Here is a 25465-nt window from a genome sequence, read left to right as displayed (position 1 = left end):
ATTGATACGACCAACCTAATACAATGTTTTAGTCTAGGTCTGCTCCGTTTGTCGCAATCACTTTTTGGTACCAAGCAAAGCTGTCCTTTTTATAGCGTTTCAGGTCTTTCATATCAAAATCAGAGCGGTTAACATAGATAAAGCCGTAACGTTTTCTAATCCCTTCATGGGTACTAATCAAGTCAATCGCACTCCAAGGGCAGTAGCCGATAATTTCTGCACCATCTCCGATTGCCTGATTCATGGTTTGGATATGATCACGTAGATAACTGATTCGATAGGCATCATGAATCTTTCCATCCTCAGTTAGTTCATCTCGTCCGCCCAAACCATTCTCAGTGACAATCATAGGTAAATGGTAACGGGAATAGATTTCATTGGCAGTTGTTCGGAAGCCCTCCGGATCAATTTCCCAGCCGAACTCCGTCACTGACAGGTGTTCGTTTTTTACTCCTTGGAAAAATCCCGGCAAATTCATCCCTTTCTGTTGATCATTCTTTTCAGAGGCAGTGGAGGCAACAGGACTAGCTTTAACTGTGCCGGTATTATAGTAGTTAAATGCAATAAAATCACAGGTTCCGCTCTTCATGATTGCCAAATCTTCATCTGTAATTTCCGGTTCGGCATTAATTGCTTTTAGCATAGTCATCACCTGATGATTATAAACACCATAAACGGCTGCATCAAGAAACAGCCAATTTCTTAGCGCATTGAAATTCTGGGCAGCACGCATATCCTCAGGATGGTCTGTTTCAGGATAAGCCAAGGCAATATTAGGTGCAGGACCAATCATTCCATTGTAGTTTTTATCATGATACTCTTTCATGACCATTGCCTGAGCAAGGAGCATATGATGATTTTCTTGAAAAAGCTCTTTAAAAGAGCGGTCGCCGGTTCCTACTGCTGCACCTGCCAGTACCATCATATTTTGTTCGTTGATCGTCAGCCAATACTTCACACGATCACCAAAATGCTCAAATAAAATGCCGCAGTAACGAACAAATGCATCGATAGTTTCACGATTTTTCCAACCGCCTTTTTCATCCAATGCTGCTGGAAGATCAAAGTGAAATACGGTTACAACAGGCTCAATGCCATGCTTTAGACATTCATCAATCAAATCACTATAAAATTGCAGCCCTTTAGGATTAATTTCGCCGTCGCCATCTGGAATCACCCTAGTCCAGGCAATAGAGAAACGATAGGCCTTTAGCCCCAACTCTTTAAATAAAGCGATATCTTCCTTCATATGATGATAATGATCAGCTGCTACTTTAAAATCGCTGGTATTTTCGGGAAGGACCTTAACATCTTGGACAGATTTTCCCTTCCCGTCCTCATCCCAGGCGCCTTCTACTTGATAAGCACTAGTTGCTGCACCCCATAAGAAATCTTTTGGAAAATGATTTGTCATTCTGAAACATCCTTTCTTATTTTCTAACTAGATAAACAATAAGGTATGGGAATGTTCCCATGTCAAGGCTTTCCCATTATTTTATTCAGCTTCGGCAATTTCAGCTTCCATCTCTGCATCATAAGCAGTCTCGCCTTCGGCTTCAATTTTATAGGCTTTAAGGTCTTCCATCTTAAAGAATGGATAGTATAAACCAAAGCTCAATAAAATTTGAATTACCTGAAGAATCGCTCCCCGCCAGCCGCTTAACAGAAATCCAGCGACGACAGGCGGTGTGGTCCATGGGAGCAAAATACCATTGGTTATAGGTACGAGTCCGGTTGCCATTGCAGCATAAGCAATAATACACATTAACAGAGGAGCGATAATAAATGGAATCAGCATAACTGGATTTAATACAATAGGGATACCGAAGACCAAAGGCTCATTGATATTAAAAATAGCTGGAGCAAATGATAATTTCCCTAAAGTTTTAAACTGGGAAGACTTAGCAAAGAACAGACAAGCAATGGCCAGTCCAATTGTGGCACTAGATCCACCTAGTTTGATAAAGTTTCCATAAAATTGAGCATTAACAATGTTTGGCAAAACATCACCACGGGCAAAGGCTTCAGCATTCTCCACTGCCAAAGCAGTCCAGATAGGCGTCATCACTGCACCGATAATATTTGATCCATGAATACCGAAAGACCAAAGCAAAGCTTCAAACAGCAGAACAATCAAGGTTGCCGGCAGTGAGCTTCCAAGAGCAAGCAGAGGTGTCTGCAATACTTCAAAAATAAAGTTTTGCGCCGTTTCAAATGCTGTAAAGGTAAAGCCAATACGAATTAAATTGAATGCTACGATTACAAAAAAGCCTGGAATCAAGGCAGAAAATGATTTAGAGACATTGGAAGGCACAGATTCAGGCATTTTAATTGTCCAGCCCTTTTGTGTAACCCAGCGGAAAATTTCAACAGACAAAATCGCTGTAATCATTCCGACAAATAGACCGGAAGCGCCAAAATTTCCAAGGGGCAAAAACATCGCGCCGGTATCATCTGCTGTCAATGGGGTCAGTACCAAAAACGCAACAATCGCGATAGCCTGTGATGAACCTCGGTCCACTTCATAGTGCTTTGCTAGTTCACTGGCAATTCCTAGAATAACAAAAATCGTCATGGCATTCATCGTCATATTGTTTACTTGTAAAAACAGATCCATCCAACCCTCACCGAATACAGAAGCCATAAAATCCAGATAGGCTTGGGAAGGGAGTTGTGTAACGAGCAGGAATAAAGAACCAATGATTAATAATGGCATAGCAACAAAGAATCCATTTTTAATTGCTGAAAGGTAGCGGTTAGAATCAAGTTTGTAGGCGATAGGTCCTAGTCTGTCCTGTAAACCATCCATAAATTTATTCATTTTTTTGTCCTCCTTCTAATAATGACAGTGACATTTCTACAACTTTTTTTCCGTCCATTCGACCGTAGTCGATGATGGAGATTGTACTGACTATTAAATTTTTGTCTTTAAATTTCTCCTGATATTTTTCTTCCAGAAAAGAAATCTGAGGGCCTAACAGCAGGATATCTGTGTCAGCTAAATGCTTTTCAAACTGTTTTTCAGGAACAGCAATGATTCGCACATCAAGCTGTATAGAAGCCGCATATTTTTCCATCTTACTGACGAGCAAACTAGTGGACATTCCAGCAGCACAGGCAACTGTAATTCGAAGCATAAATCAAATTCCTCCTTTATCCAGACGTCGATAAAGGACAATCATTCGTTCAGCCATATCAATCATGTTGAGTGCATTCATCAAATGATCCTGTCCGTGCATCAACAATAGAGGAGAGGGAAGAATTGTTTCTTCCAAATTTTCCTCAATTAGATTGGCATGATAATCATGTGCCTTACTAATGGCTCTATGAGCCTGCTGCATTGATTTTTTAGATAAATCATACTTTCCTTCAGCTGCCTGATCGATAGCCTGTACTGCAAAACTTCTTGCATTTCCCCCCTGTAAAATTAGACCGATAATCAAATCCTCCTCTATAAGTTTATTTTCCATAATGCCCCTCCTTATTCAGCTGATTTTCTTTATAAAAAGCAAAAACCATGCCAAAACACATATTCTACTTAAAACCCTTTTGCTAGGAACTTATGTAAGGATTAAAAAAAAGTGTTTTGATTATAGTGAGAAAATAAAACACATAAATGCAGATAGCCTTTACTTTTTCAGAAAACGCTTTACAATAAAAAGAGAAAGAGGTGAAATGATGAAACGGATGGATATTATTTTTGAAGAATTGAAAGCGCTATATCAAGGGGAAGGAATAACAACGAATGAATTAGCAGAAAAGCTGCAGCTGTCGCGGGCAAATGTCAGCAGTGACTTAAACCAATTAGTTGTGCAGGGAGCAGCAAGAAAGGAAGTCGGAAAGCCGGTTTTGTATCATCCAGTTGTAAAGCTGACAGAACTAGAACAGTTTGTGCTGAAAAATCCTTCATTAAAAATGATTGTCAACCAGGCGCAGGCGGCTATTCTTTATCCACCAAATGGGCTGAATATGCTTTTTTATGGAGAAACAGGCGTGGGAAAATCCATGTTTGTCTCGTATATTTATGACTATGCTAAAACAGTAAAACGAAAAGAAAAGGAGTACCCGTTTATCCGTTTCAACTGTGCAGATTATGCTAACAACCCCCAGCTGTTGCTGGGCCAGTTGTTTGGTATCTCTAAAAGTGCATTTACAGGAGCGGATGAAGATCGAATAGGATTGATTGAAAAAGCAAACGGCGGTATTTTATTTCTAGATGAAATCCATCGTCTGCCGCCAGAAGGGCAAGAGATGCTGTTTACGTTTATTGATTATGGAACGTATAATCGTTTGGGAGAAACGGCTAAAGAAAGACGAGCGACTGTCCAGTTGATAGCAGCCACAACCGAAGCCCCTAATTCAGCTTTGCTGCAAACCTTTCAGCGGCGCATCCCAATGGTTTTAAAGATTCCCAGCTTAGCCGAACGCACATTGGAAGAACGGGCGGGATTGGTCTCTCTATTTTTACAGGAAGAGGCAAACCGGCTGAACGAACCCCTACAAATTACACAAAACAGTTTAAGGGCATTGATTAGCTACCACTGCCCAAACAATATCGGACAGCTGAAAACCGATATTCAGCTCTGTTGCGCTAAAGCATACGCTGATTTTCTACTCAATGGTCAGGATGATATTCGCATACATAGTCCGGAACTGCCTCCTCATATCTTGAATGGCCTTTATCAAGAGCCGGACAAGCGGATTATCTGGCAGAAAATGAAAACGACTGTGGGGAGGTATATTCTGTTTCAGCCGGAGAAATACTCTGTTGAAAAGCAATCTTCCTTTCAGAGCAACATATACAAGCTTCTGAATGAAAAGACAGATGATGTAAAGGCAGGGAAATTGAGCTATGAAGAGCTGGTTAAAATTGTAGAAAAAAATTACCTTTCCTTACAGTTTGAAGAAACGGGAGAACGTTCAATCAAAAAGCTAAGGACTGTTTTTTCAGAACCCTTGTATGAAACCTGTATTCAAACCATTCATTTAGCAGAAGAATTACTGAAGCGCAAGCTAAATGAAAAAATAAAAACCAGTTTGGCTATTCATTTGCTAAATACTTATGACCGTGTACGGCGGGGAGAGCAGCTTCAAACACATCCTGATTATCTTGAAATTGATTTAAAGTATCCGGATTACATTGGTATTGCAAAGGAGTGTCTGCTATTTTTAAATTGTTCATTAGATATTAATATTCCAGATGAAGAAGCTGTGTTTTTGGCAATGTTTTTTATCTACAACAGTGAGGAAAATACTGAAAAATCTGTGCAGGTTCAGGTAGTTGTTCTAGCCCATGGGGCCTCAACCGCTACTTCAATGACCACTTTTGTTAATCGTCTGTTGAATGTTGAACAGGGAGCTTGGGGGATAAATATGGACTTGGAGGAAAGTCCCGATGCGATGCTGCAACGTCTGAAACAGCTGTTGACTGAAAGTAATACAAAAGAAGATTTATTATTTTTAGTAGATATGGGTTCATTAAATAATATTGGTTACGAGATAGAGAAAGAATTGGGCAACCGCTGTGCTACAATTGGTTTGGTAAGCACATCTCATGTTCTTGAGGCAACCCGCAAGGCTGTACTTGGTATCTCACTGGAAGAAATTTATCGTTCAACCTTACAGGTCAATGATTACGCTGCCTCAATCGAGCCAGCAATTTGCGCATCAACCTGGAATGACGAAAAAAAATCGGTAATTCTAACTTTCTGTTTGACAGGGGAAGGAACAGCTGTAACGATGAAAAATATTCTGCTTAGCAAACTTTCTTTAGAAGAAACCGATTTGACTATCATTCCGGTTACGCTGCTTCACAACGAAAGTGTTGGTAATTATCTATCTGCTATGCAGAAAAAATATACGGTTCTATGTGTAGTTTCCTCTTTACCAATACAAACCAGTGTCCCACAGTTTCAGTTATATGATTTGTTCCAAAATGAGGCGCTGGTGAAGATACAGGAGATTATTGATATAGATAATACTTATCGGGCAATCGATCAAACCTTGGAAACCGAGTTGACAGAGATTAAGAGTACAGAAATTGTTAAAGATGTAAAAAATATTCTTCCCTGCCTTGAAAAAGAACTTCAGCGTCAATTTCATAAGCGAACAATTTTTGGCGCGATTTTTCATATTTGTTGTCTGGTTGATGGTTTAAAAAAGAACAAGCGGGGAACCTGCTTTCCAGAACAGAAAAAGTACGAAGCAGAATATTTAAAGGAGCATACAGTCATTAGAAAGGTGCTCAATGATCTGGAAAAAAAATATGAGGTTAAAATACCGGATGATGAAATCAGCTATATGGTAAGCCTTTTCATCACTTATCCTCAGGAAATTTTGAATTAAATGAGGGAAGAAACAAATAGAATGCTTTTAGAAAAAATAAAAAAATATTCAGCTTAAAGTTTGATTAAAAGATGGAAAAATAACAAAAGAAAAAATCAAAAACAATGAAATGACCTTGAAAAAGTGTTACACTCACTGAAGAAAGTGAGGGAAACAAATGATTCGTTTTGCAAAAAAAGAAGACGGACCAATGATTGCTCCGCTGGTTCTTGTGATTTTGAAAGATATGGAGCTGGATTTTTTAAAAGAAGTGCCGGAAACATTATTATTAACAATTCTGGAAGAAGCAGCTGCTAATCCAGACTATCGATATGGCTATAAAAGAGGGCTGGTCTATGAACTGGATAACAAAGTAGTGGGAATTGCCTTTGGCTATCCAGCTGAAGATGAGTCGGTTATTGATGAGCCGCTTAGACAGATATTGATTAAATATGGATTGGATATGAATCTTCAGTTATTCATAGATGAAGAAACACTGCCGGGTGAATGGTATCTGGATTCCATCGCAGTAGATGAAGCATACAGAGGCTATGGAATTGGCTCAAAGCTGTTGGACTCATTACCGGAAATGGCTGAAAAAGCTGGTAAATCAGTAATTGGTTTAAGCGTAGATAAAATGAATCCTGATGCAAGACGCTTATATGAACGTAAAGGGTTCAAAGATGTGGCAGAGCGTATGATCAGCGGACATTTGTATGACCATATGCAGAAGAAAATCTAGGCAATGTCTAGCTGCACAAAAAAGCTCTTTAAAAAAATAAGCACAAGTCAGCCTCCTGATACTCTTTGTCAGGAGGCTGATTTGTGCCTATAGATTAAGACTGAACGAACTCGTTCTAATTAGCAAGAACCCCAGCCAATTGTTGAGAGAGGGGAATTGCTGTCTTTCTTTTTATTGTATACCCAGTAATCCAAAACAGCTGCAATACAAATACATAAGGGAGCGTCTTCATCATTCTCTACTTCCAGACAGAAGTAGTTGCCTGAAAATAATGTGGCCTTACTCATTTCCATGATTTTATGATTGTTATGCTGGATTGAATAATAATGATTTTGTATGTCTCCAATTACTGTCCAATGCAGCTGATTGATATAGTAAAAATCAATGTTCAAATTTAAAATCTTTTTGAGCGTTCCAACTTTATCGAAGCCTTTATACAGGTCAAAACGAGTTCCGAAAAATAGTGACAGCTGTTTGATACTGGCAACTAGCTCACCATTCATCGCATAAAGAGAGAGGGCATCTCCTCTGGTTCCCCAGCGGCCCACCAATAAAAACAATGATTTTCCATCTGCATCTTTAACAATGGTTCGAGTCACGTTGCTCAGTTGCTGCTCCTGAATAAAATATTCAGACACAAAGCTTCACCTCTTTTCAGTTTCACTGACAACTATTACAAATCTTCGCGAATAGCCCGTAAAATTGCTTCACCAACACCGTTTTCCAAGTTCGTTGCGGTTGTATATTTTGCATAATCCTTCACTTCTACCTCAGCATTTCCCATGGCAAAGCTGACCCCAGCCCATTGCAGCATGCTCACATCGTTAAAGTTATCTCCGATGGTCATTACTTCATCCGCTGAAATGCCTTTTTTCTTGGCAATATTGGCAACAGCAATTCCTTTTTGAGCATTCTTGTGGTTTACTTCAATATTATTCTGTGCTGAGGAGGTGACAACAACATCTGGAAGCTTGTCTAGCTTGAGACTGACGGGCCCCAAGACTTTTGGTCCCTCAATACTAAAGCCGATAATTTTAAGAACTTCAATATCTTCCCTGTCTATCAGCTCGCGCATATCCTTAACATAGGTAATCTCCAATAAAGACAAATGAGCGGCCGCCATAGCAATTGCTACCTTATAAGTAAGATGGGGCATCGTTGAAGCAATATGAGTCGCAAAATTTTCAATGCGTTTTTCTTGTTTCTCTGAAAAGATTCCTTCATTTGTAGAAATCTCATAATAAACTTCGTGTTGGTCCAGCATATCTAAAACCTCATGGACCGTGTCCTTCTCGATTCCGGCAACAAAAACAGAATTACCATCTTTATCAAAAACCTGTGCCCCATTCAAAGTAATCATAGCACATTCTATTCCAGCTTCTTCAAGAGGAGGCTTCGCCTCGGTGTAAGCGCGGCCGGTAGCCACCATAAATTCTACTCCTTGACGAGCTGCTTCGCGAATGGCAGAAGCATTGTCTTTAGAGACAGCCATTTTTGAATCTAATAAAGTACCATCCATATCTGAAGCAATCAACTTAATCATAAACTATTTCCACCTCATTCAATTTACTTATGTATAGTTTACCATGTTTTGCTATTTATCGTTATAATAAAATTCTCTTGTAAGTTTCTGAGAACTTGGTTATTCTAAATAGGTAAAGTGAAACAGACATTCCAGCAGCTTCAAATAGCGGGCAGAAATAAGCAGCTGTTTTCAGATTGATCTGAATCTAAAAACAGGCAATGATAAATAAAAAATGAATGAAAAATTAGAAAAAACACTTAAATACTAAAAAATCTAGCGAAAGAAGAAGGAGCGTATGAAATGAAAACAATTATTCATAATAGCTGGCAGGAGAAGTTGGAGGATCAGTTTAATCAGCCTTATTATAGTCAATTGAGAGAATTTTTGAAGCAGGAGTATACGACACAAACTATATTTCCAGATATGTATCATATTTATTCTGCTTTGGAGCTTACCCCTTATGAAAAGGTAAAGGTGGTAATATTGGGTCAAGATCCATACCATGGTCCCAATCAGGCACACGGATTGAGCTTCTCGGTGCAGCCGGGAGTAAAGACGCCGCCGTCGTTGGTTAATATCTATAAAGAGCTACAGACTGATTTGGGCTATCAGCCGGTGAATCATGGCTTTCTGGAAAGTTGGGCCAAACAAGGGGTTCTGCTGCTGAATACAGTATTGACTGTGCGTGCTGGTCAGGCATATTCTCATCGAGGACAGGGCTGGGAACAATTAACAGATGCTATTATTCAAAAGCTGAATGAAAGAGATCAGCCCATTGTATTTATCTTATGGGGAAAACCAGCTCAGGACAAAATTCGTATGATTGATACAAGTAAACATGTGATTATTAAGTCACCACATCCAAGTCCGTTGTCTGCGCATAGAGGCTTTTTTGGCTCGCGTCCTTTTTCAAAGGCAAACGATGCACTACTGGCATTAGGAGAAACACCGATTAATTGGCAATTACCGGAATCTGTGTCATAAGACAGATTGCAACTGTTGTAGTATAGGATAAGGACTTTGTGAAAATGTTATCAGAATAAGGGTTTTCCACTAGTACAGAAAGAAAAAACTGTTATTTTCTTTTCAAATAGTGTATGATTGAACAAGTAAAAACAATATTGGAGGGTGTATCGTGGATTTATTCGATAGCTTAAAAGCAAAAGTCACTAATAAGAATGTAAAAATTGTTTTCCCGGAAGCACTGGACCAAAGAATTTTAGGTGCTGCAGCTCGTTTGAAATCAGAAGAACTTCTGGAACCTGTATTGATTGGCAAGCCTGAGGAAATTGTAAAGGCTGCTCATGCACGCGGACTTACAACATCTAATTTTATGATTGTAGATCCAGATAACTTTGACCGTTGGGATGAAATGGTTGAATCTTTCGTAGAGCGCCGTAAAGGGAAGGTTTCAAAAGAAGATGCAGAAAAAATCCTTAAAGATGTAAACTATTTTGGTACAATGTTGACATACATGGGTATCACTGATGGTATGGTGAGTGGAGCAATTCATTCTACTAGCGACACAGTACGTCCAGCATTACAAATTATTAAAACTAAGCCAGGGGTTAGCCGTACAAGTGGAGCAATGATTATGTTCCGCGGTCGTGGCCAGGAAAGATATATTTTCGCTGATTGTGCGATTAATGTGAATCCTAATCCGGAAGAATTAGCAGGAATTGCTATTGAAAGTGCGAAAACAGCTAAGTTGTTTGATATCGAACCAAAGGTTGCTATGATGAGCTTTTCGACCAAAGGTTCAGCGAAAGCACCTGAAGTTGATAAGGTAGTTGAAGCAACGAAACTTGCGAAGGAAATGGCTCCAGAACTGGAAATTGATGGTGAATTGCAGTTTGATTCTTCCTATGCAGCGTCAGTAGCACAGCTGAAAGCGCCAGAATCAGAGGTAGCAGGTAAAGCAACAGTATTTGTATTCCCAGAGCTACAGTCTGGCAATATTGGCTACAAAATTGCACAGCGCTTAGGTAATTTCGAAGCAATTGGTCCAATTTTGCAAGGGTTGAACAAACCCGTTTCAGATTTATCTCGTGGAGCAAATGAAGAAGATGTATACAAATTATCTATCATTACTGCTGCACAAGCAGTAATGGAAAAATAAATAAAAATTTATTGAGTTTGGGCCGTAAAAATAACAGCCCAAGCTCTTTTTTTGTATTAAATCTGAATATATGGTGTTCTAACGCCCATTTATCCTTTGAGGATTGAGGCAAAGTGAGAACCATAGATAATCTTGGAGGATACCAAAGCTTTGCAAAAAATACTTAGAATGGAAATTCTCGGAACTAAGGGCCTTTAGCCTTTTTTTTATTCAGATTTGGATACTCAATATTAAAGATATTTGTATAGATAGCTGCTATAGATAGTTATTTTGTGATATACTCACCAAAAAGAAAATACAGCTTAGCTCTAATATAAAAGAGCAGCTGCCAAAGCTTGCTGAGAGGAGAGACTATGAAACGAAAAATAGATGGTCTTCTGGAAATGGAGACTTTTGCAAAACAAGTCGGTGCTTTAGCCGAAGCTGGAGACGTAATTATCCTGTCAGGTGATTTAGGCGCAGGAAAAACAACGATGACAAAAGGAATTGCCTTGGGGCTGGAAATCGACCAGATGATTAAAAGTCCAACCTACACCATTGTGAGAGAATATCAAAACGGACGATTGCCGTTATATCACATGGATGTTTATCGTGTGGGCGGAGAAGGAGATGACTTAGCTCTGGATGAATATTTTGAAGGAGAAGGGCTTAGTGTTGTTGAATGGGGTGAACTGTTGGAAGACTATTTACCTGAGGAGTACCTGCTGATCAGACTGGACAAAGATGCTTTAAAAGAAGAACAGCGGCTGGCTGTTTTGACTGGAGTTGGTATGAAGGGAGAAGCTTATTTAGAACGGATAAAGAATGCGGAGGAAGCCAATGGGTAAAGAAGAAATAGAAATAATCATCCGTGAGGCCATACCGGATGATGCGGAGCAGTTAATTCAAGTGTTTTATAAAATCGGCAGTGAAACACCATATCTTGTTATGGATGAGAATGGTGCAGGGGTTGACACAGAAGAAATGGCTCACAACTTGGCTGAACTTTATGAGTCTTTGAATAATGTACTGATGGTGGCTGTCGCTGATGGACAAGTTATTGGAACTGCATCAGTTAAGGCGTCTTCAAAGCAGCGAATGGAACATATTGGTGAAATCGGAATTAGTATTTTAAAAGAATTTTGGGGACTGGGACTTGGCGGACTTATGATGGAAGAACTGATTGACTGGTCAAAAGACAGCGGTATTATTCGACGTCTGGAGCTAACCGTTCAAGATAGAAATCAGCGGGCAGTTCATCTGTATGAAAAGCTGGGCTTTAAAACTGAAGTAGTCATGGAACGAGGGGCAAAGACTGACGAAGGTGAGTTTCTCAAGGTCCGCCTAATGAGTATGCTCATAGACTGAAGGAGCTGAAAAAAGATTTTTTTATTTCGCAAAGTGTTATTGTTTGCAATTTTATTATGAGGGTAGTATTATAACCTCACAACAACTAACAACCCTTTTTATTTTTCATTTAACTCCTTTTCCATCCCTGTAAAAATTACAGGGATGGTATTTTTTTGTTAAAAATTTCTAATAGGATTAATTACTATCTTATGGTATAAAATTCATTCTTTATGTGATATCATTAAATGGTGAAATAAATTTTTAACAAAGGAAATGACGTTTGTAAGGAGAGAGAATAATGGAGCGGATGAGTAATCAACCCGAACTGGTAAAAGAGTTTGTCTCTACAATAGCTTCTTCCCTTAAATATATAAATGAGACAGCTGCAATTGAGCTGGATTATCAGACAACGGTGGCTGCCAGTTTTTCTGCTCAGTCTTCTGTTGAACAGCTGAACGAAATCAGCAAAGAAATCAATGCGCTTATTACACAAGATATTAAAAATCTCCTGAATGTATCATCTGAATTGGAAAAAGCTGACCAATCTATCCAAACAAGCGTCGAAAGAACGGGGATATGGCAATGAAGACAAAAGATGAACTATTATTTGAACTTGAACAGGAAGAAAACAGAGTCGCAAATGCACATTATAAAGCAGAGCAGACGGAACGTGAAATGAACCGTATTCAAGAAGGATATGAAGGGATTTTTCATCAATCCTCCCATTTATTTTTTAAGCTGGAGGAGATGTTTCATGAAAGTCGGTCGAAGCCAGTCTTTGATGAGATATGTACAGAAGTAAAGATGGAGCAGGAACGCATCTTTGAACGAATGGAAGAAGAAAAAGATATACTGATTCGAAGAAAAAAAGAGTTTGAGAGTCGGGAAAATGAGATTTACTACGAAAAGAGACGCATGATGGTTAGGCTGGAGGATATATAGATGAATGTTTCATTATACTTATCTTCTGTTGAACAGCAGTCACACCAGATTATTTCTTTTTGTGAGCGACAGCAGGCTGGGTATAGGGAGCTACAGGGGAATCTGCAGCAGTTTATCGCGGATAAAACACTTGAGGGAAACGTCTATACAGAGGCCAAAAACTACTTTGCTCAACTCTATCTACCATTAATTCACGGAATACTGTTGCTTACAGAAAAAAATGTAGCAGCAAATAAGCAATTTCCGGAAGAATACAAATTTTGTGTCGATTACTGCAGCTTACAATCTGGGGAATTATCTGATGGAATCAGGGAGTGGGCAGAACGAATAGAAGACTTAAGAATTCAGCAAGAAAAAATTAGACACTCGGAGCTGAATCCTTTATTAAAAGTGTTTCAACTGGAAAGAGTTGAAATACTGATGAAGCTTTTTTATACTGCAAAAAAAGAAATGGAAGATAAGCTGGAGCATCTATTGTCGTTTCACGCATCATCTCCTCAGCTGTTTGGTGATATTAAAGAGCTGGAAGCGATTGTCTGCAAAGAAATCGAGAGAATCAAACAATTGAAGAAAATAAATAATGTATCTTTTCAAATGAGTCATGTAGAAAAAAGCTTCAAGAAAAATATTCAAAAGCAAAAATTTACACAAAATATTGAGAATTTTCAGAAAAAATACAATTTGATAAAGCCTGAGCAGTGGTCTCAAAAAAGCTTTCTAGATTGTATAGCTGTTCTTGCAGTGAAGGAGAAGCGGTTAAAAGCTGTTCTTGGTTGGCAGACTAAAGAAATCAATGCCTACCTTAACGAGCTCATGACAGATTTTTCCAGCAAATCTGAGAAGGAGATTTTAACAAGTTTATTAGCTGAACGATTGAATAAATAGTGTGTGAAGTAAAAACAGATGGATAAGGAAGGCAGATGAGAAAAAACGCATCTGTCTTTTTTATGTGTAGATCGAGGTAATACAGTTAAAAAATTTTTTATTTACAGTAAAATTTTAGTATGATATTATAAATCGTAATCATTACTATTTGTTTTCAGGAGGAATTTATTTGAAAAAAGGATTTGTTATTGCAGGTCTAGCTATTATTACAGTTATTTTTATCGCAGGATGCGGAGAAAAAATGACTTCCGACAAGGGGAACCTTTCTGAAGCGGAAGAAAGTAAAGCCAGCTCAGCTGGCAGCGTAAAGGAAAGTAGAGACAGCCATACTCATTCCCATAATGAGAGGGCCGCTTCGGGAATTTTTGATGATTCAGAAGTTGAAGACCGGTCGTTAACAGATTGGGAAGGTCAGTGGCAATCTGTATATCCTTATTTGGAAGCTGGAAAACTAAATCAGGTATTTGAGGACAAGGCAAAAGAAAACGTTGAAAAAACAGCAGAAGAATACAAAGAATACTATGCAGTCGGATACCAGACAGATGTTGAAAAAATTGATATCTATCAAAATCTAGTGTCATTTTATCAAAACGGAAACTGGAGCTCTGGGACTTATGAATATGCTGGCTATAGAATTTTAACGTATGAATCTGGTAAAAAGGGCGTCCGTTATTTATTTACAAAAATTGAAGGCGATAAAACTGCGCCTCAATCGATTCAATTTAGTGATCATATCATTGCATCTGAGCAATCTGCTCATTACCATCTGTATTTTGGTGACCAGTCTCATGAAGAGTTGTTAAAGGAACTGGATAACTGGCCAACTTATTATCCGCAGAAATTATCTGGAGAAGATATCGCTCATGAAATGCTGTATCATTAAAAGCTGGAGACTTAAGTAAAATACTTTAAAATTGACGCCATAACCAATCTCTGATATATTTCCTTTAATTGAGAATGATTATCAATAGTGAAGGGTGTTATAAATGAGTCAGACAATGAGACAACTAATTCGTGAACGGCGAACAATTAGGCAGACTTCTCCAGAGGAGCTGTCTGTTGGTGAGATTGAACAGATTCTTGAGACGGCTGCATATGCTCCGTTTCATTCGAAAACAGAGCCTTGGAAGGTTTATACTTTGCAGGGAAAAGCTGCGCATAAACATTATATTGACCGGATATTAGAATGTTATCGAAGAATTAATCTGTGGAAAAATTTTGGGCCTGAAAGAATCTCTGAACTAGAAGATAAGTCTAGAGAATACTTTGAAAAAGTTCCGTTTTCCTTGATTGTAACAAGTAAAACTACAGGAGTGGAGAAAGCTGATTTTGAAGCCGTGCTGGCAACAGCAGCATTTATACAGAACATTCAGTTAGCGGCATGGGAAGTAGAGATTGGCATCACCTGGAGAACAACAGAAAATATTTTTGATAGTGAGTTTCAGCAGTCAATTGGTATTCCTGAAGATGAACGCATTGTTGGTTCATTACAATTGACAAGATTAAAAGGGAAAAAGCCTAAAGCCAAGCGTAGAAAGGAACTATCTGAGTGGGTTTTCTCATTAGGAATTTAGTAGAAGTCAATCATAAAAGTTTAAATAAATGAACCAAAAACAGAGACTAGAAAATATATTTTCCAGTCTCTGTTTTTGATTCAATAAATCGTGCTAATCCATACAAGCTTACATATGGGGAAAATAGAAACTCACAGAAGCTGGGGAAACAAGGAATTCTTTTTTATCAATGTTTAGTTCAGATGAAATCAGTTCTATACTTACTACGCTATCGTCTAAGGTGTTGATTCGATAGAGCTTGGAACCATAATCCTGCCATTCGCCTAATTCTAGAAGAGCTGTGGAAAAAGAGGTATCAGGCTTTCCTTTATCAAAGAGAATCATATAGTCATGGCTTGGTTTTCCATCCTCGGTTGTCAACAAATCGTTTGGATTTCGAGAGAGCGTCTTTCCAAATTTTTCATATAACTTCTTTTCAGAGCTTAAATATTTTTGATTAGATGCAGGAATAATTGATTATTTAAAATGCTGAGAATCCCTTTTGAACATGATAGCTAACTCCTTTAAGTAACCTTTTAGATGATTATAGTCCTTTCCCATGAAATTAGCTATAGCCTATAGATTAAGAGCCGACTATCAATGAACTGCTCAAAGGCTCTACTTGTTTGGTTTTTCAGAATATGAGAGAATTTGTATTGAAAAAGTCTGTGGTGGAATGAAGCAGCGGATTCATCATGGAGGAGGGAGTAGAAAATGGACATTTCTGATGAACTTTATGGAGAATACGAAATAGAAGAGGTTTTAACCGCCTTGATTTATAGTAAAGAGGTGCAGCGTCTAAAGGATATTCATATGATTGGTCCATCCTATTTATTGAATCCTGTTTGGAATGAGACGAGATATGAGCACTCTGTGGGTGTAATGCTTCTTGTCAGAAAGCTGGGTGGTTCCGTCGAGGAACAAATTGCAGGATTGCTTCATGATATTTCTCATACGATATTCTCTCATGTAATTGATTTAGTTATGGATAAACAACAGGAAGACTATCATGAGGAAATCAAACAGACATATTTAAGCGAAAGTTCAATTCCTGATATTTTGAGTAGTTATGGCTATAATTATGAGAAAATCCTTTTAGATGATTGTCAATGGACTCGATTGGAACAGGCGGCTCCTCTGCTTTGTGCAGACCGGATTGACTATACACTGCGAGAAGTTTACCGCTATTTTAAAACTGATTTAAATGAGATTCATGATTTTCTCTCAGAGATAGTATTCTTGGAAGGCAAAATTGTGTTGAAAAGCGTTTCAGCTGGAGAGTGGTTTGTTAAGCAATATTATAAAATTGTATTGGATTTATTTTATGATCCTTTGAATATGTACGGCTATGAAATCATGGGCCGACTGCTAAGCTATGCTTTAGAACAGGGTTGTTTATCCACAGAGGATCTCATGAAAACTGAAACTGAGGTTTTGAATAAACTTAAAGCACTTGGAGATCCAAAACTAGATGAACTTTTCTGTTTATTTTACACGCGGGTTGCTTTTAAATTAGTTGATGAGAATGAACCCTTTGACATTTTTCAAAAAAAGAAGTTGCGGTTGATTGATCCCTTAGTTGCTGTCGAGGGTGATATTGTATATACATCTGCCTGCTCGATTGATGCCAAGCGGAGAACCGCAGAAGCAAAGAAAAAAAGTGACAAGGGTGTTTACTTACTTGTTACAAAACCAAGCTGACAAGAGGATGGAACAGAAGCGGTCAGCTTCAAGCACCCGGTAGGTACTTTTCAGCATCTGTTCTACTTACGTAGGAAGTAATCACAGTGATTCAAAGCACTAAGCAGGAAATTACGAAAATGACAGTCAACATGAAGGTAAACCATTCGATGTTGACTGATTCCTACCTGGTGCTCCACAAATGTTTGCTAAATTCCGGTTTATTGCCGAAGAAATTACTCCTGCGGTTACTCGTCGCAATTAAGTGCTCGTATGTGTTACTGTCTCACCGTTTATTCGGATTTAAGCATACTAAAAGTCTGGGAATTTAGTTATGTCCCAGACTCAACGGATTGCTGAGCAATCAAATAGAAGAAATAATATATTTACTTGAACGAGCGCTAAATCTTGTACATGGGATTTAGTGCTCGTTTTTTATTTTGACGTTTTTTACAAGCGTTGAAATAAATATTGATTTATTTTGACAGTTTTTTGCGAGTATTATGGGAGTTTTTTCTTTTCAATAGCGGATATAATCATTCTTGTAACGAACGTACGTTCTTTTTCGGGAGTCGCCCGTGACTTTAAATGAGAGGAGAAAAATAGATGAAAGCCGATGTTTCTTTTTTTGGGAAATCTGCCATTGAAATAATTAATAATCAAAATATGGAGATTCAAAAGCAAAATAGAATCATAAAAAAATTACAAAAGAGGGTAGGAGAAGAACAGAAGCGGAAGCATCAGCTTGACTCTTGTCTCAATCAGCTGAAACAAGAAAAACAGGAAAAGAAATACAATGAATTTTGAGGAGGAAATTAAACATGACAGCACTAAGTGGTATCGATGTAGTATGGCGTTTTCGTTTAGCAGAGGATGAAGGAAACGAGGATGCATGGGGATTAGCCTATAGTACAGAAAATGGATATTCAAAATCAAAGGAAAGTGAGTCAACTGTAACTAAAGACGGTAGCGTAGTTACACCAGGAGCAACTGAAACAACGGTGACTGCAACAACTTTGTATAAGATTGGTTCAGATCAGATTGATAAGCTGGAAGCAGCGATGGATGATAATAAACGTGTGCAGATTTGGCGCATCAACACAAAAGAAGTAGGTACAGATTCGAATTCGGATAAATTCAAAGCAAAATACTTTGAGGGCTATTTTACATCATTTGAAGAAACAGATACGGCAGAAGATAAAGTGGAATACTCTTTGGAATGGGCCGTTGAAGGAACTGGTAAAAATGGTTTTGCTTCATTAACTTTGGATACTTCTGAAGGCGGAGACTATGCGTTTAAAGATACGGTAAAAGTTGAACCAAATCCGTAACAATAAAAAATAAAAATACGCAATTTGATTTTGGAAGAGGCAATGAACTGTCTCTTCCAAGTATTAGGAGGAAGAAGAATGGAATTATCACTTAATGAAAAAACAGCGGAATTTAGATTTGGTTATGGCTTTCTAAAAGAAATCAATAAACGCTATTCAATCGAGCGCAATGGTATGCAGCTTAAGCTTGGAGTGGGAGCAGTACTTTCCAATTTACTATTATCAGATGTTGATACGCTATTTGAGGTATTGCTGATTGCCAATATGACAGAAAACCCAAGAATTACTGTGAAGGAACTTGAAGAGTATGTGGAAGTAAATGGTGTTCAAAAGCTTTTCGAGGATGTTCTTGAAGAGCTAAAAAAGTCGGAATTTACGGGAATCATGACGAGAAAAATGATCGAAGAGGCTCAGGAATAGAACGAACCGAAGAGGTTGATTTTAGTGAAATCTATGAACAAGTTTGTCTGAATTGCTTTCGATTTTTGAAAATTACAGACTTTTTGCTTGTGGATCGGATGACAGTCCCGGAATATGAGCTCAGAATGAAGGCCTATCAGCTGCAAATGCTTGATCGCCAATATGAAATTCATATGCAGGCCTGGGCAAATGTAATGGCAGGACAAACGAAAAAAGGGCGCCCGGTATTCAGAACATTTGAGAAATTCTTCAACTACCGTAAAGCAGAACAAAAGATACTTGGAAAGAAACAGAAACAGCCATCTGATACAAAAAATCTCCAAAATTGGATTGCGAATTTCAATTCATAGAAAGGAGTGTGAGAAATGGATAACTTAACTACAACGTTACTGGTAAAAGATAAACGCTTTAACCGCTCGATAAAAAAAGCGATGAAGCTGATGAAAAAGATAGACAAGCAGACAGCGAAAGTTACTAAAAATTTCGAAAAAATGCTGAAGCCGCTATCAAATACTTCCAAAGTGAGCAAAGGCTTTTCAGCTATCAGTAAGCAGGTGGAAGCACTAAACAAGGCTGCATCTGCCAGTGATTTTGCAGGATTTCAAAAAGCTTTGACAGAAGCCGGCATCTCTTTTGGCGCCCTGTCTACAGAAGGCGCAGCAGCACAGCAGATTATTCAGCAGCTTACTCAAAGCTACCTACTACTAAGTAAAGTAATGAGTAATGAGTTGGCAATTGATAGCTCGGCTTTTGCTGCTTTGAATAAAGAATCTCAGCTGCTGGTACAGAGTTTTATTAATGTTAACAAGGCAGTTACAGGACTAAAAAATGAACTGGCAATCGATAGTTCATCAATTGCTGAGCTGAATCAGCTAGGCAGCCGCTTGACTTCTGAATTTTCAGTAATGAGTCAAAGTCTGCAGTCCTTCGGTATCGCATTGTCAGTAAATGCAGCCGCAATTGAATCCTTTAAGGGGACATTTACAGGTTCCTCAGCAGCAATCAATGGTTCATTGGGTCAAATGATACAAATGAGTGTACAAGTAGGCAATGCATTAACAGAAATGGCGGAGCAGCCACAGACTCCTGTTGAGAAGACCAAAAATTCATTTGAGAATTTACAAAGTGCCTTAACCACCTTTTTTGATCCTATTTCAGAGGCAAGTAGCCTAGGTGATACTTTTGACGGGATGAAAGAAAAAGTCAGTGATTTGGAATCTGCTTTTGGCGCGTTTGACCTATCCAATATTAAGGAACATTTTACGAATTTTAGTAACGTGGCCGGACCTAAGCTTGATACAGTTTGTGGCTATTTTGATAAATTTGCTGAGACGTCTAAAAGTGCTACAAAAAAAGCTGGCGAAGTTTTTAACGGCTTTGGACAGTCTTTCAGCAATATACCCGACAAGATAATATCTGTCTTTAGCGCTGTTGACTCTGGTGTAGGCGGATTTGCAGATGATGTTGCAAGAACAATTGGCAATCTTGCTCCTAGGACGGTTGAAACCATGTTAGGAATGAGAAACGGCGTTAACTCTGCATTGAGTGGTCTAGGAACAGGAGCAGGAGCGGCGGTTGATTTTTTTGGAAATATCTCCGAAGGCTTGAGTAATGCTTCCCAAAATGTTCCTTTACTAGCAAAAGCGTTTGGCGGTATCGGGAATGGCATTAAACAGTCAACATCTGTTGGTGCCACAGCCATGAACACAATGGTTCAAGGATTAACATCAGTTATGGGCTTTGCATTGAAAGCTTTAGGACCCGCTGCAATTTTAGGTGTGGCTCTCGCCGGATTTGGTATGTTAAATAGCCAATTCGGTGAACAAATCAATGGTATGCTGACAACAGCGATTGAGCAGGGACCAGGAATCATCACAGGATTTATTACAGGGATTATCAGTAAGCTTCCGGATTTAATGGCCTCTGGTGCACAATTAGTTGCTAAACTGGCTGAGGCAATTAGCGTCAATTTGCCAGTTATTATTCAAGGGGCAGTTCAACTGCTGCAGGCCCTAGTCCAAGGAGTAATGGATAATATGGATACATTGCTGCAGTCAGGAATTATGATTGTTGAGGCATTGGCAATGAGCCTGCTTGAGGCGGCTCCCCAGTTATTGTTGACAGGCTTAGATTTACTGCTGTCATTAGTGAACGGGATTATTGAAAATAAAGATCGGATTATTGAAGCGGTCAAGAATATCATTACGACCTTTACCGAAAATATTACCAATAATTTACCGGAAATTATTGATAAAGGGATTGAGATACTAACAAAGCTGGCAGAAGGAATCATTTCTATCCTGCCGGAACTAATACCAGTAGCGCTCAATGCCATTACCACCTTTGTTAATGGTTTGTCGGAAAACCTGCCAAAACTATTAGATGCAGCCATTGAGATTGTCGGCAAGCTGTGTGATGGCTTGATTAAAAATCTTCCTGAAATACTATCTGCAGGTGTAGAGTTAATTCTTGCATTAGTGAACGCAATTCTAACGAACTTGCCGAAGATTGTATCAGCTGGTGGTCAGATTATCATGGAAATTGTTAGTACTTTGGTGAAATCAGTACCAGACTTAATGCAGGCCGGCCGTGATCTAATTCAAGGCCTGATTGATGGAATCGTGGGAATGGCTAAAAATATATGGAAAGAAATCACAAATATTGGTGAGGGTATTATGGATATGCTGACAGGCTTTTTCGGTATTCATTCTCCTTCCCGTAAAATGCGGGATGAAATTGGTAAGATGCTGCCTGAAGGAATAGCCGTTGGGATTGAAAGCAGGGCTTATGTAGCAGATCAGGCGATGGAAGATTTAGCATCAAGGATTATGCTGCCGGTTTTAGACACAGGAGAAGCACGGATTCAGGCGCTGCAGGAATATTCTGTTCAGTCCAATAGAAAAGAGACCTCAGAAGCTGTGAAGCAGCCGGCAACCTTTAATATCAAACTGGGAAATCAGCAGTTTCAAGCTTTTGTTAGTGATATTTCAGAAGCAATGGGACGAGATTCTGAAATTAATCTTGCATTTTAGAAGGAGGAAAACGAATGTATTATTTTGAAGACACAGAAAAAAAAGAGCATATCGATGAGCTGAGACTCCCTTCTTCTGCAATGCTGTATGATGGCTTGTATTTTGAAAAAATCATTGAAGGTTATCGAACGCTAGCAGTTACAGGCAGGGAAATGCTCTCAGTGGAAATTGAAAGACAAGAAACCCGTACAGGCAGCATTAAGCTAAATCAGAAGCTTCCTTCAAGAAGTATCCGGGTTACCTATCAGCTGATGGGGAAAAATCCTGAAGACACACAAAGCAAGTATCATCAATTGATGCAGCTTTTATATAGAGAAGAAGATGTGGAAATCCGTTTTCGGGATGAAGGGGAGTATTCATATTTTGGAATTTATAACTCCAGTGAAGAGGTACCAGGAACGACCAATAGTATTGTTTCCAGCTTTGAGATTTTTTGTCAAAATCCTAGAAAATATTCACAAATGCTGAACACGAATAATGAGATTACAGCGCATCTTCCCTATAAAACTACTCCGGAAAAAATAGAAGTTACGGTGGCTGTTGCTGGGGGACTCATTGTGAAAAATGGTGAGAAGGAAATCAAAATGACTGGTAAAACATTTACCTCTGGAGATAAAGTAACAATTGATTTCAGGCAAGGCCGGATTCTTCTTAATGGTGTTGATAAAACTTTGTTGCTGGATTTAGACAGTGATTTTGAGAATTTCTATATTCAAACAGGTGATAGGCTCTCTTGTTCTAATGGACTGATGAAAATTTTTTATAGGGAGGTTCTATTATGAATGCGAGTGTTTATTTTTTTGATGAACACCAGCAGCTGCTTTCTGTGGTAAAGGAAGACAAGCTACTTGAAGTTATTCAGGAAAAAGAAATTACAGCCAATCAGGCTGAGCTGATAAAGGATACACTAAATGTGACGTTGGTCTACGAGGAGAAGTTAAAAAATTCCGCCTACATGGCCGTTAAGGAAGAGGATAAAACGTTTAGCTTTTACCGAATTGCAGTTGATAGCGAGTCGGAAAACAAGCAAACCTTTACAGGTATTTCGTTTGCACCTGATGAATTGGATTCTTATATAATTCAGGACTATCGTCCTAAAAATGAAGCAATAAAAACAACCTTGACGAAGCTGATTCAAGGTACGGAATGGCGTTTAGGCTATGCGGAAGCAGCCTTACCAGCTATTACTGACACATTCTACTATGTGTCAGTTAAGGAGGCTTTAAAGCAGCTGCAGACTCATGGCTGTGAGATTCTTTTTAAATATGAAATCAAGGGCAGCGGTATCTCAGATAAGTGGATTGAGGTTTATCAAAAAATTGGCAAGCACAGCAATAAGCGCTTTACCTATGGCGATAAAGTACTGGATATTGTTAGGGAACAGGATAGAAATCAGGTGTATACAAGTCTAATCGGTCGCGGCCGTGGAGAAGACGTTGGTGATGGTTATGGAAAAAGGCTGGATTTTTCTTCTGTGGTTTGGCAGAAATCTGCTGGTGATCCTGTGGATAAGCCGAAGGGACAAGCTTGGGTTGAGCTGCCTGAAATGACAAAACTTTATGGAATACCTTTGAAAAATGGAACAATGAGACGACGTGAAAAGGTGATTCAGTTTGATGATGAGGACGACGCTAAAAATCTGCTGCAGCGAACCTACCAGTCGCTGGTGGAATACTCCCGCCCTCTGGTGCAGTTTAAAACGCAGACATTGGAGAGTGATTCCTTAGGAAATACTGTAACGATTCATAGATATGATAGAAATTATCATTATCGGACCCGGATTTTCAAAGTGAAAATTAACCGCCTAAGTGGAAAAACAGAAGCTAGTTTGGGAGATAACATCACAAAAAGTATTAGTAAAGCTGCTTCGGATTTAAAAGGTGCTGTTACTGCAATTGATGAGAAAAAAATGTCGTTCTATGATTCAGAAGAAATTTCAAAATGGCAGGATGATATTATACGGGGAGCTAAAGGCGGCTCCATTATGCTGATGAATCAGCAGGATCTTGGTAAAGGAGATTCCAGAGAACCTTACCAGCAGGTTTTTATGAATGGCGATTCTTTAGAAACAAGTAATCATTTCCTGGTGATGAATTCAGATGGTATCGGGTTTATTGAAGGTGACTTCCATAAAAATAAGGCTCATACGGCATGGACAATTGATGGACAGTTTAATGCTGATTATATAAAAACCGGTACATTAGAAGGGGTTACTCTTAAAACAAAAAGTAATCAGCTATTTCAAGTCGTAATTAGTTCAAAAGGAAGTATTAAATTCTTGAAGAATGGTGAAGAAGAGCTGGGACGACTTTTTGCTACTCTTTCTGGATCAACAGGACAAGCGAATGGTTATGCGTTGCTACAAAGAAAAGGATATATTTTTTCAATTAACTCAAAATCAGAAAACGATGAGTCGTCGTCACGATATGTAATACAGATTCCAAAGGAATCTACTGCTGATGATCCCAAGATTAATTCTAGAGGTGTTTGGAACCATAGTGGTGATTTACGAATTACTGGGAAACTGATTGTGAATGGTATTGAAATCAGTGGTAACGGTAATGGCGGCAGTGGCGGCAATCCCGGCAGCGGTTATCCACCAGAAGTAACAACACAAGCAGATAAATTCGCTTGGGATTTATGGAGTTTTTTACTAGCCAACGGCTACAGTAAAGCTGCTGCTGCTGGTATTTTAGGGAATGTCCAACAGGAAACCGGTGGAACGATGGATCCTGATACAGATCAAATCGGCGGCCCCGCATATGGATTAGTCCAGTGGGATGGATCAATGTATCCGCTGATTGGTAATCAAACTTGGGATGGGCGTGAGTATGTTCAGCGCTTAATTGCCGCTGCGAGTATTACAGATGATTATAAATCAACTGTGGGGCAAGCAAAATTAATTGAGTGGTCTATGTATAACGGACAATGGCTTGGCGCCGTCAGTCCAACAAGTGTGACTGGATTTAAAGCTGTCTCTGATCCTGCGGTCGCTGCATATGCGTTTGAAATGAACTTTGAGCGACCTAAAAATGCACATCCAGAAAGACAAGGATATGCTCTGGAATGGTACAACAAGTTTAAAGATTTAAAACCCTCAACAGGGACTGGAACTGGAAAAGCTGGTTTAGACCATCTAGAGTCACTAATTGGTCGTTATTGGGGAAATGGAGAATGTTATGCAGTTTCAGCTGAATTCAGCGGCTATCTAGGCGGCTGCGGCTTAGGCGCAGGAACACAATATGGCTTGAGTCACGTTATAGGTGATACTAACGCAGCAGCTGATATTGGTAGTTCTTATAACTGGTCAGCAGTTGGTTGGAAAGTGATTTACAATCCTTCATATGATCAGTTAGTTACTGGAGCGATTATTAATTGGAAACGTGGTGGCAATGCTGGCGGTTTCAATGTTGACTATCAATACGGACATACAGGTGTCATAAAAGGGTTAGCTAATGGCAGAATACAAACCTATGAGCAAAATGCTGGCAAAGGAAGAATTGTAGCAGTATACGATCGAGCATGGGTTGCTTCCAGCGAAATTAGTTCCATTGTTATACCACCAAAATAAGCAAATAAGAAA

Annotated in this window: 26 protein-coding genes; 19 read left to right on the top strand and 7 right to left on the bottom strand. The window is 38.9% G+C overall.

Going from position 1 to position 25465, the window contains the following annotated elements:
- Positions 1 to 28 precede the first annotated feature (28 nt).
- The 4 genes from ACPWSO_RS01300 to ACPWSO_RS01285 all read right to left on the bottom strand — a co-directional run bounded on the left by ACPWSO_RS01300 (position 29) and on the right by ACPWSO_RS01285 (position 3470).
- Positions 29 to 1414 carry a glycoside hydrolase family 1 protein gene (locus ACPWSO_RS01300; protein ID WP_426080959.1) on the bottom strand — a complete coding sequence of 462 codons (1386 nt, stop codon included), beginning with the start codon at positions 1412 to 1414 and terminating at the stop codon, positions 29 to 31.
- Positions 1415 to 1495: 81 nt separating this feature from the next.
- Positions 1496 to 2821: a PTS cellobiose transporter subunit IIC gene (gene celB / locus ACPWSO_RS01295; protein WP_426080958.1), complete on the bottom strand. Its 1326-nt coding sequence runs from the start codon at positions 2819 to 2821 to the stop codon at positions 1496 to 1498.
- The gene (locus tag ACPWSO_RS01290; RefSeq protein WP_426080957.1) at positions 2814 to 3137 is read right to left on the bottom strand and encodes a PTS sugar transporter subunit IIB; all 324 of its coding nucleotides are present in this window, start codon (positions 3135 to 3137) and stop codon (positions 2814 to 2816) included. The genes celB and ACPWSO_RS01290 overlap by 8 nt, the downstream gene beginning before the upstream one ends.
- Before the next feature lie 3 nt (positions 3138 to 3140).
- Positions 3141 to 3470 carry a PTS lactose/cellobiose transporter subunit IIA gene (locus tag ACPWSO_RS01285; protein ID WP_426080956.1) on the bottom strand — a complete coding sequence of 110 codons (330 nt, stop codon included), beginning with the start codon at positions 3468 to 3470 and terminating at the stop codon, positions 3141 to 3143.
- A 208-nt stretch (positions 3471 to 3678) separates the two neighbouring features.
- Between ACPWSO_RS01285 and ACPWSO_RS01280 the strand changes: the two genes are divergently transcribed.
- Together ACPWSO_RS01280 and ACPWSO_RS01275 are read left to right on the top strand one after the other, a co-directional pair.
- Positions 3679 to 6345, top strand: coding sequence for a sigma 54-interacting transcriptional regulator (locus ACPWSO_RS01280; RefSeq protein ID WP_426080955.1), 2667 nt, complete (start codon positions 3679 to 3681; stop codon positions 6343 to 6345).
- Positions 6346 to 6502: 157 nt separating this feature from the next.
- Entirely contained in the window at positions 6503 to 7066 is a 564-nt protein-coding gene (locus ACPWSO_RS01275; protein WP_426080954.1) for a GNAT family N-acetyltransferase, read from the top strand.
- Positions 7067 to 7185: 119 nt separating this feature from the next.
- Here ACPWSO_RS01275 and ACPWSO_RS01270 read toward each other — a convergent pair whose 3' ends face one another.
- Entirely contained in the window at positions 7186 to 7704 is a 519-nt protein-coding gene (locus tag ACPWSO_RS01270) for an LURP-one-related/scramblase family protein (RefSeq protein ID WP_426080953.1), read from the bottom strand.
- A 35-nt stretch (positions 7705 to 7739) separates the two neighbouring features.
- Positions 7740 to 8609, bottom strand: coding sequence for a Cof-type HAD-IIB family hydrolase (locus ACPWSO_RS01265; protein ID WP_426080952.1), 870 nt, complete (start codon positions 8607 to 8609; stop codon positions 7740 to 7742).
- Positions 8610 to 8891: 282 nt separating this feature from the next.
- Between ACPWSO_RS01265 and ACPWSO_RS01260 the strand changes: the two genes are divergently transcribed.
- The 9 genes from ACPWSO_RS01260 (at position 8892) to ACPWSO_RS01220 (ending at position 15440) form a co-directional block, all read left to right on the top strand.
- Positions 8892 to 9575, top strand: coding sequence for a uracil-DNA glycosylase (locus ACPWSO_RS01260; RefSeq protein WP_426080951.1), 684 nt, complete (start codon positions 8892 to 8894; stop codon positions 9573 to 9575).
- A 151-nt stretch (positions 9576 to 9726) separates the two neighbouring features.
- Entirely contained in the window at positions 9727 to 10710 is a 984-nt protein-coding gene (gene pta, locus ACPWSO_RS01255; RefSeq protein ID WP_426080950.1) for a phosphate acetyltransferase, read from the top strand.
- 353 nt (positions 10711 to 11063) lie between these two features.
- Positions 11064 to 11537, top strand: coding sequence for a tRNA (adenosine(37)-N6)-threonylcarbamoyltransferase complex ATPase subunit type 1 TsaE (gene tsaE / locus ACPWSO_RS01250; RefSeq protein WP_426080949.1), 474 nt, complete (start codon positions 11064 to 11066; stop codon positions 11535 to 11537).
- Complete coding sequence (locus ACPWSO_RS01245; protein ID WP_426080948.1) at positions 11530 to 12057, top strand: GNAT family N-acetyltransferase; 528 nt, start codon at positions 11530 to 11532, stop codon at positions 12055 to 12057. The genes tsaE and ACPWSO_RS01245 overlap by 8 nt, the downstream gene beginning before the upstream one ends.
- Before the next feature lie 280 nt (positions 12058 to 12337).
- Positions 12338 to 12625 carry a TIGR04197 family type VII secretion effector gene (locus ACPWSO_RS01240; RefSeq protein ID WP_426080947.1) on the top strand — a complete coding sequence of 96 codons (288 nt, stop codon included), beginning with the start codon at positions 12338 to 12340 and terminating at the stop codon, positions 12623 to 12625.
- Entirely contained in the window at positions 12622 to 12981 is a 360-nt protein-coding gene (locus ACPWSO_RS01235; RefSeq protein ID WP_426080946.1) for a DUF3958 family protein, read from the top strand. The genes ACPWSO_RS01240 and ACPWSO_RS01235 overlap by 4 nt, the downstream gene beginning before the upstream one ends.
- The gene (locus ACPWSO_RS01230) at positions 12982 to 13866 is read left to right on the top strand and encodes a hypothetical protein (protein ID WP_426080945.1); all 885 of its coding nucleotides are present in this window, start codon (positions 12982 to 12984) and stop codon (positions 13864 to 13866) included. It begins immediately after the preceding gene.
- A gap of 169 nt (positions 13867 to 14035) precedes the next feature.
- Positions 14036 to 14749: a metal-binding protein ZinT gene (locus tag ACPWSO_RS01225; RefSeq protein ID WP_426080944.1), complete on the top strand. Its 714-nt coding sequence runs from the start codon at positions 14036 to 14038 to the stop codon at positions 14747 to 14749.
- 103 nt (positions 14750 to 14852) lie between these two features.
- Positions 14853 to 15440, top strand: coding sequence for a nitroreductase family protein (locus ACPWSO_RS01220; RefSeq protein WP_426080943.1), 588 nt, complete (start codon positions 14853 to 14855; stop codon positions 15438 to 15440).
- A 108-nt stretch (positions 15441 to 15548) separates the two neighbouring features.
- On the opposite strand, the gene ACPWSO_RS01215 is transcribed toward ACPWSO_RS01220, so the two are convergent.
- Positions 15549 to 15803 carry a hypothetical protein gene (locus ACPWSO_RS01215; RefSeq protein ID WP_426080942.1) on the bottom strand — a complete coding sequence of 85 codons (255 nt, stop codon included), beginning with the start codon at positions 15801 to 15803 and terminating at the stop codon, positions 15549 to 15551.
- 330 nt (positions 15804 to 16133) lie between these two features.
- On the opposite strand from ACPWSO_RS01215, the gene ACPWSO_RS01210 reads away from it, so the two are divergent.
- The 8 genes from ACPWSO_RS01210 (at position 16134) to ACPWSO_RS01175 (ending at position 25453) form a co-directional block, all read left to right on the top strand.
- Positions 16134 to 17120, top strand: coding sequence for an HD domain-containing protein (locus tag ACPWSO_RS01210; protein WP_426080941.1), 987 nt, complete (start codon positions 16134 to 16136; stop codon positions 17118 to 17120).
- Between the two features lie 585 nt (positions 17121 to 17705).
- Positions 17706 to 17906, top strand: coding sequence for a hypothetical protein (locus tag ACPWSO_RS01205; RefSeq protein WP_426080940.1), 201 nt, complete (start codon positions 17706 to 17708; stop codon positions 17904 to 17906).
- A 14-nt stretch (positions 17907 to 17920) separates the two neighbouring features.
- Positions 17921 to 18430, top strand: coding sequence for a phage major tail protein, TP901-1 family (locus ACPWSO_RS01200; protein WP_426080939.1), 510 nt, complete (start codon positions 17921 to 17923; stop codon positions 18428 to 18430).
- A gap of 78 nt (positions 18431 to 18508) precedes the next feature.
- Complete coding sequence (locus ACPWSO_RS01195) at positions 18509 to 18850, top strand: tail assembly chaperone (protein WP_426080938.1); 342 nt, start codon at positions 18509 to 18511, stop codon at positions 18848 to 18850.
- A gap of 98 nt (positions 18851 to 18948) precedes the next feature.
- The gene (locus ACPWSO_RS01190) at positions 18949 to 19200 is read left to right on the top strand and encodes a hypothetical protein (RefSeq protein ID WP_426081156.1); all 252 of its coding nucleotides are present in this window, start codon (positions 18949 to 18951) and stop codon (positions 19198 to 19200) included.
- 15 nt (positions 19201 to 19215) lie between these two features.
- Entirely contained in the window at positions 19216 to 21882 is a 2667-nt protein-coding gene (locus tag ACPWSO_RS01185; RefSeq protein ID WP_426080937.1) for a phage tail protein, read from the top strand.
- A 14-nt stretch (positions 21883 to 21896) separates the two neighbouring features.
- Positions 21897 to 22664, top strand: coding sequence for a distal tail protein Dit (locus tag ACPWSO_RS01180; protein WP_426080936.1), 768 nt, complete (start codon positions 21897 to 21899; stop codon positions 22662 to 22664).
- Positions 22661 to 25453 carry a phage tail spike protein gene (locus ACPWSO_RS01175; protein ID WP_426080935.1) on the top strand — a complete coding sequence of 931 codons (2793 nt, stop codon included), beginning with the start codon at positions 22661 to 22663 and terminating at the stop codon, positions 25451 to 25453. Before ACPWSO_RS01180 ends, ACPWSO_RS01175 begins: the two co-directional genes overlap by 4 nt.
- Positions 25454 to 25465 lie beyond the last annotated feature (12 nt).

The sequence above is a fragment of the Enterococcus sp. LJL51 genome (assembly GCF_049894025.1).
Classification (GTDB): Bacteria; Bacillota; Bacilli; order Lactobacillales; family Enterococcaceae; genus Enterococcus_L.
This window is presented reverse-complemented; position numbering and strand designations above follow the sequence as displayed.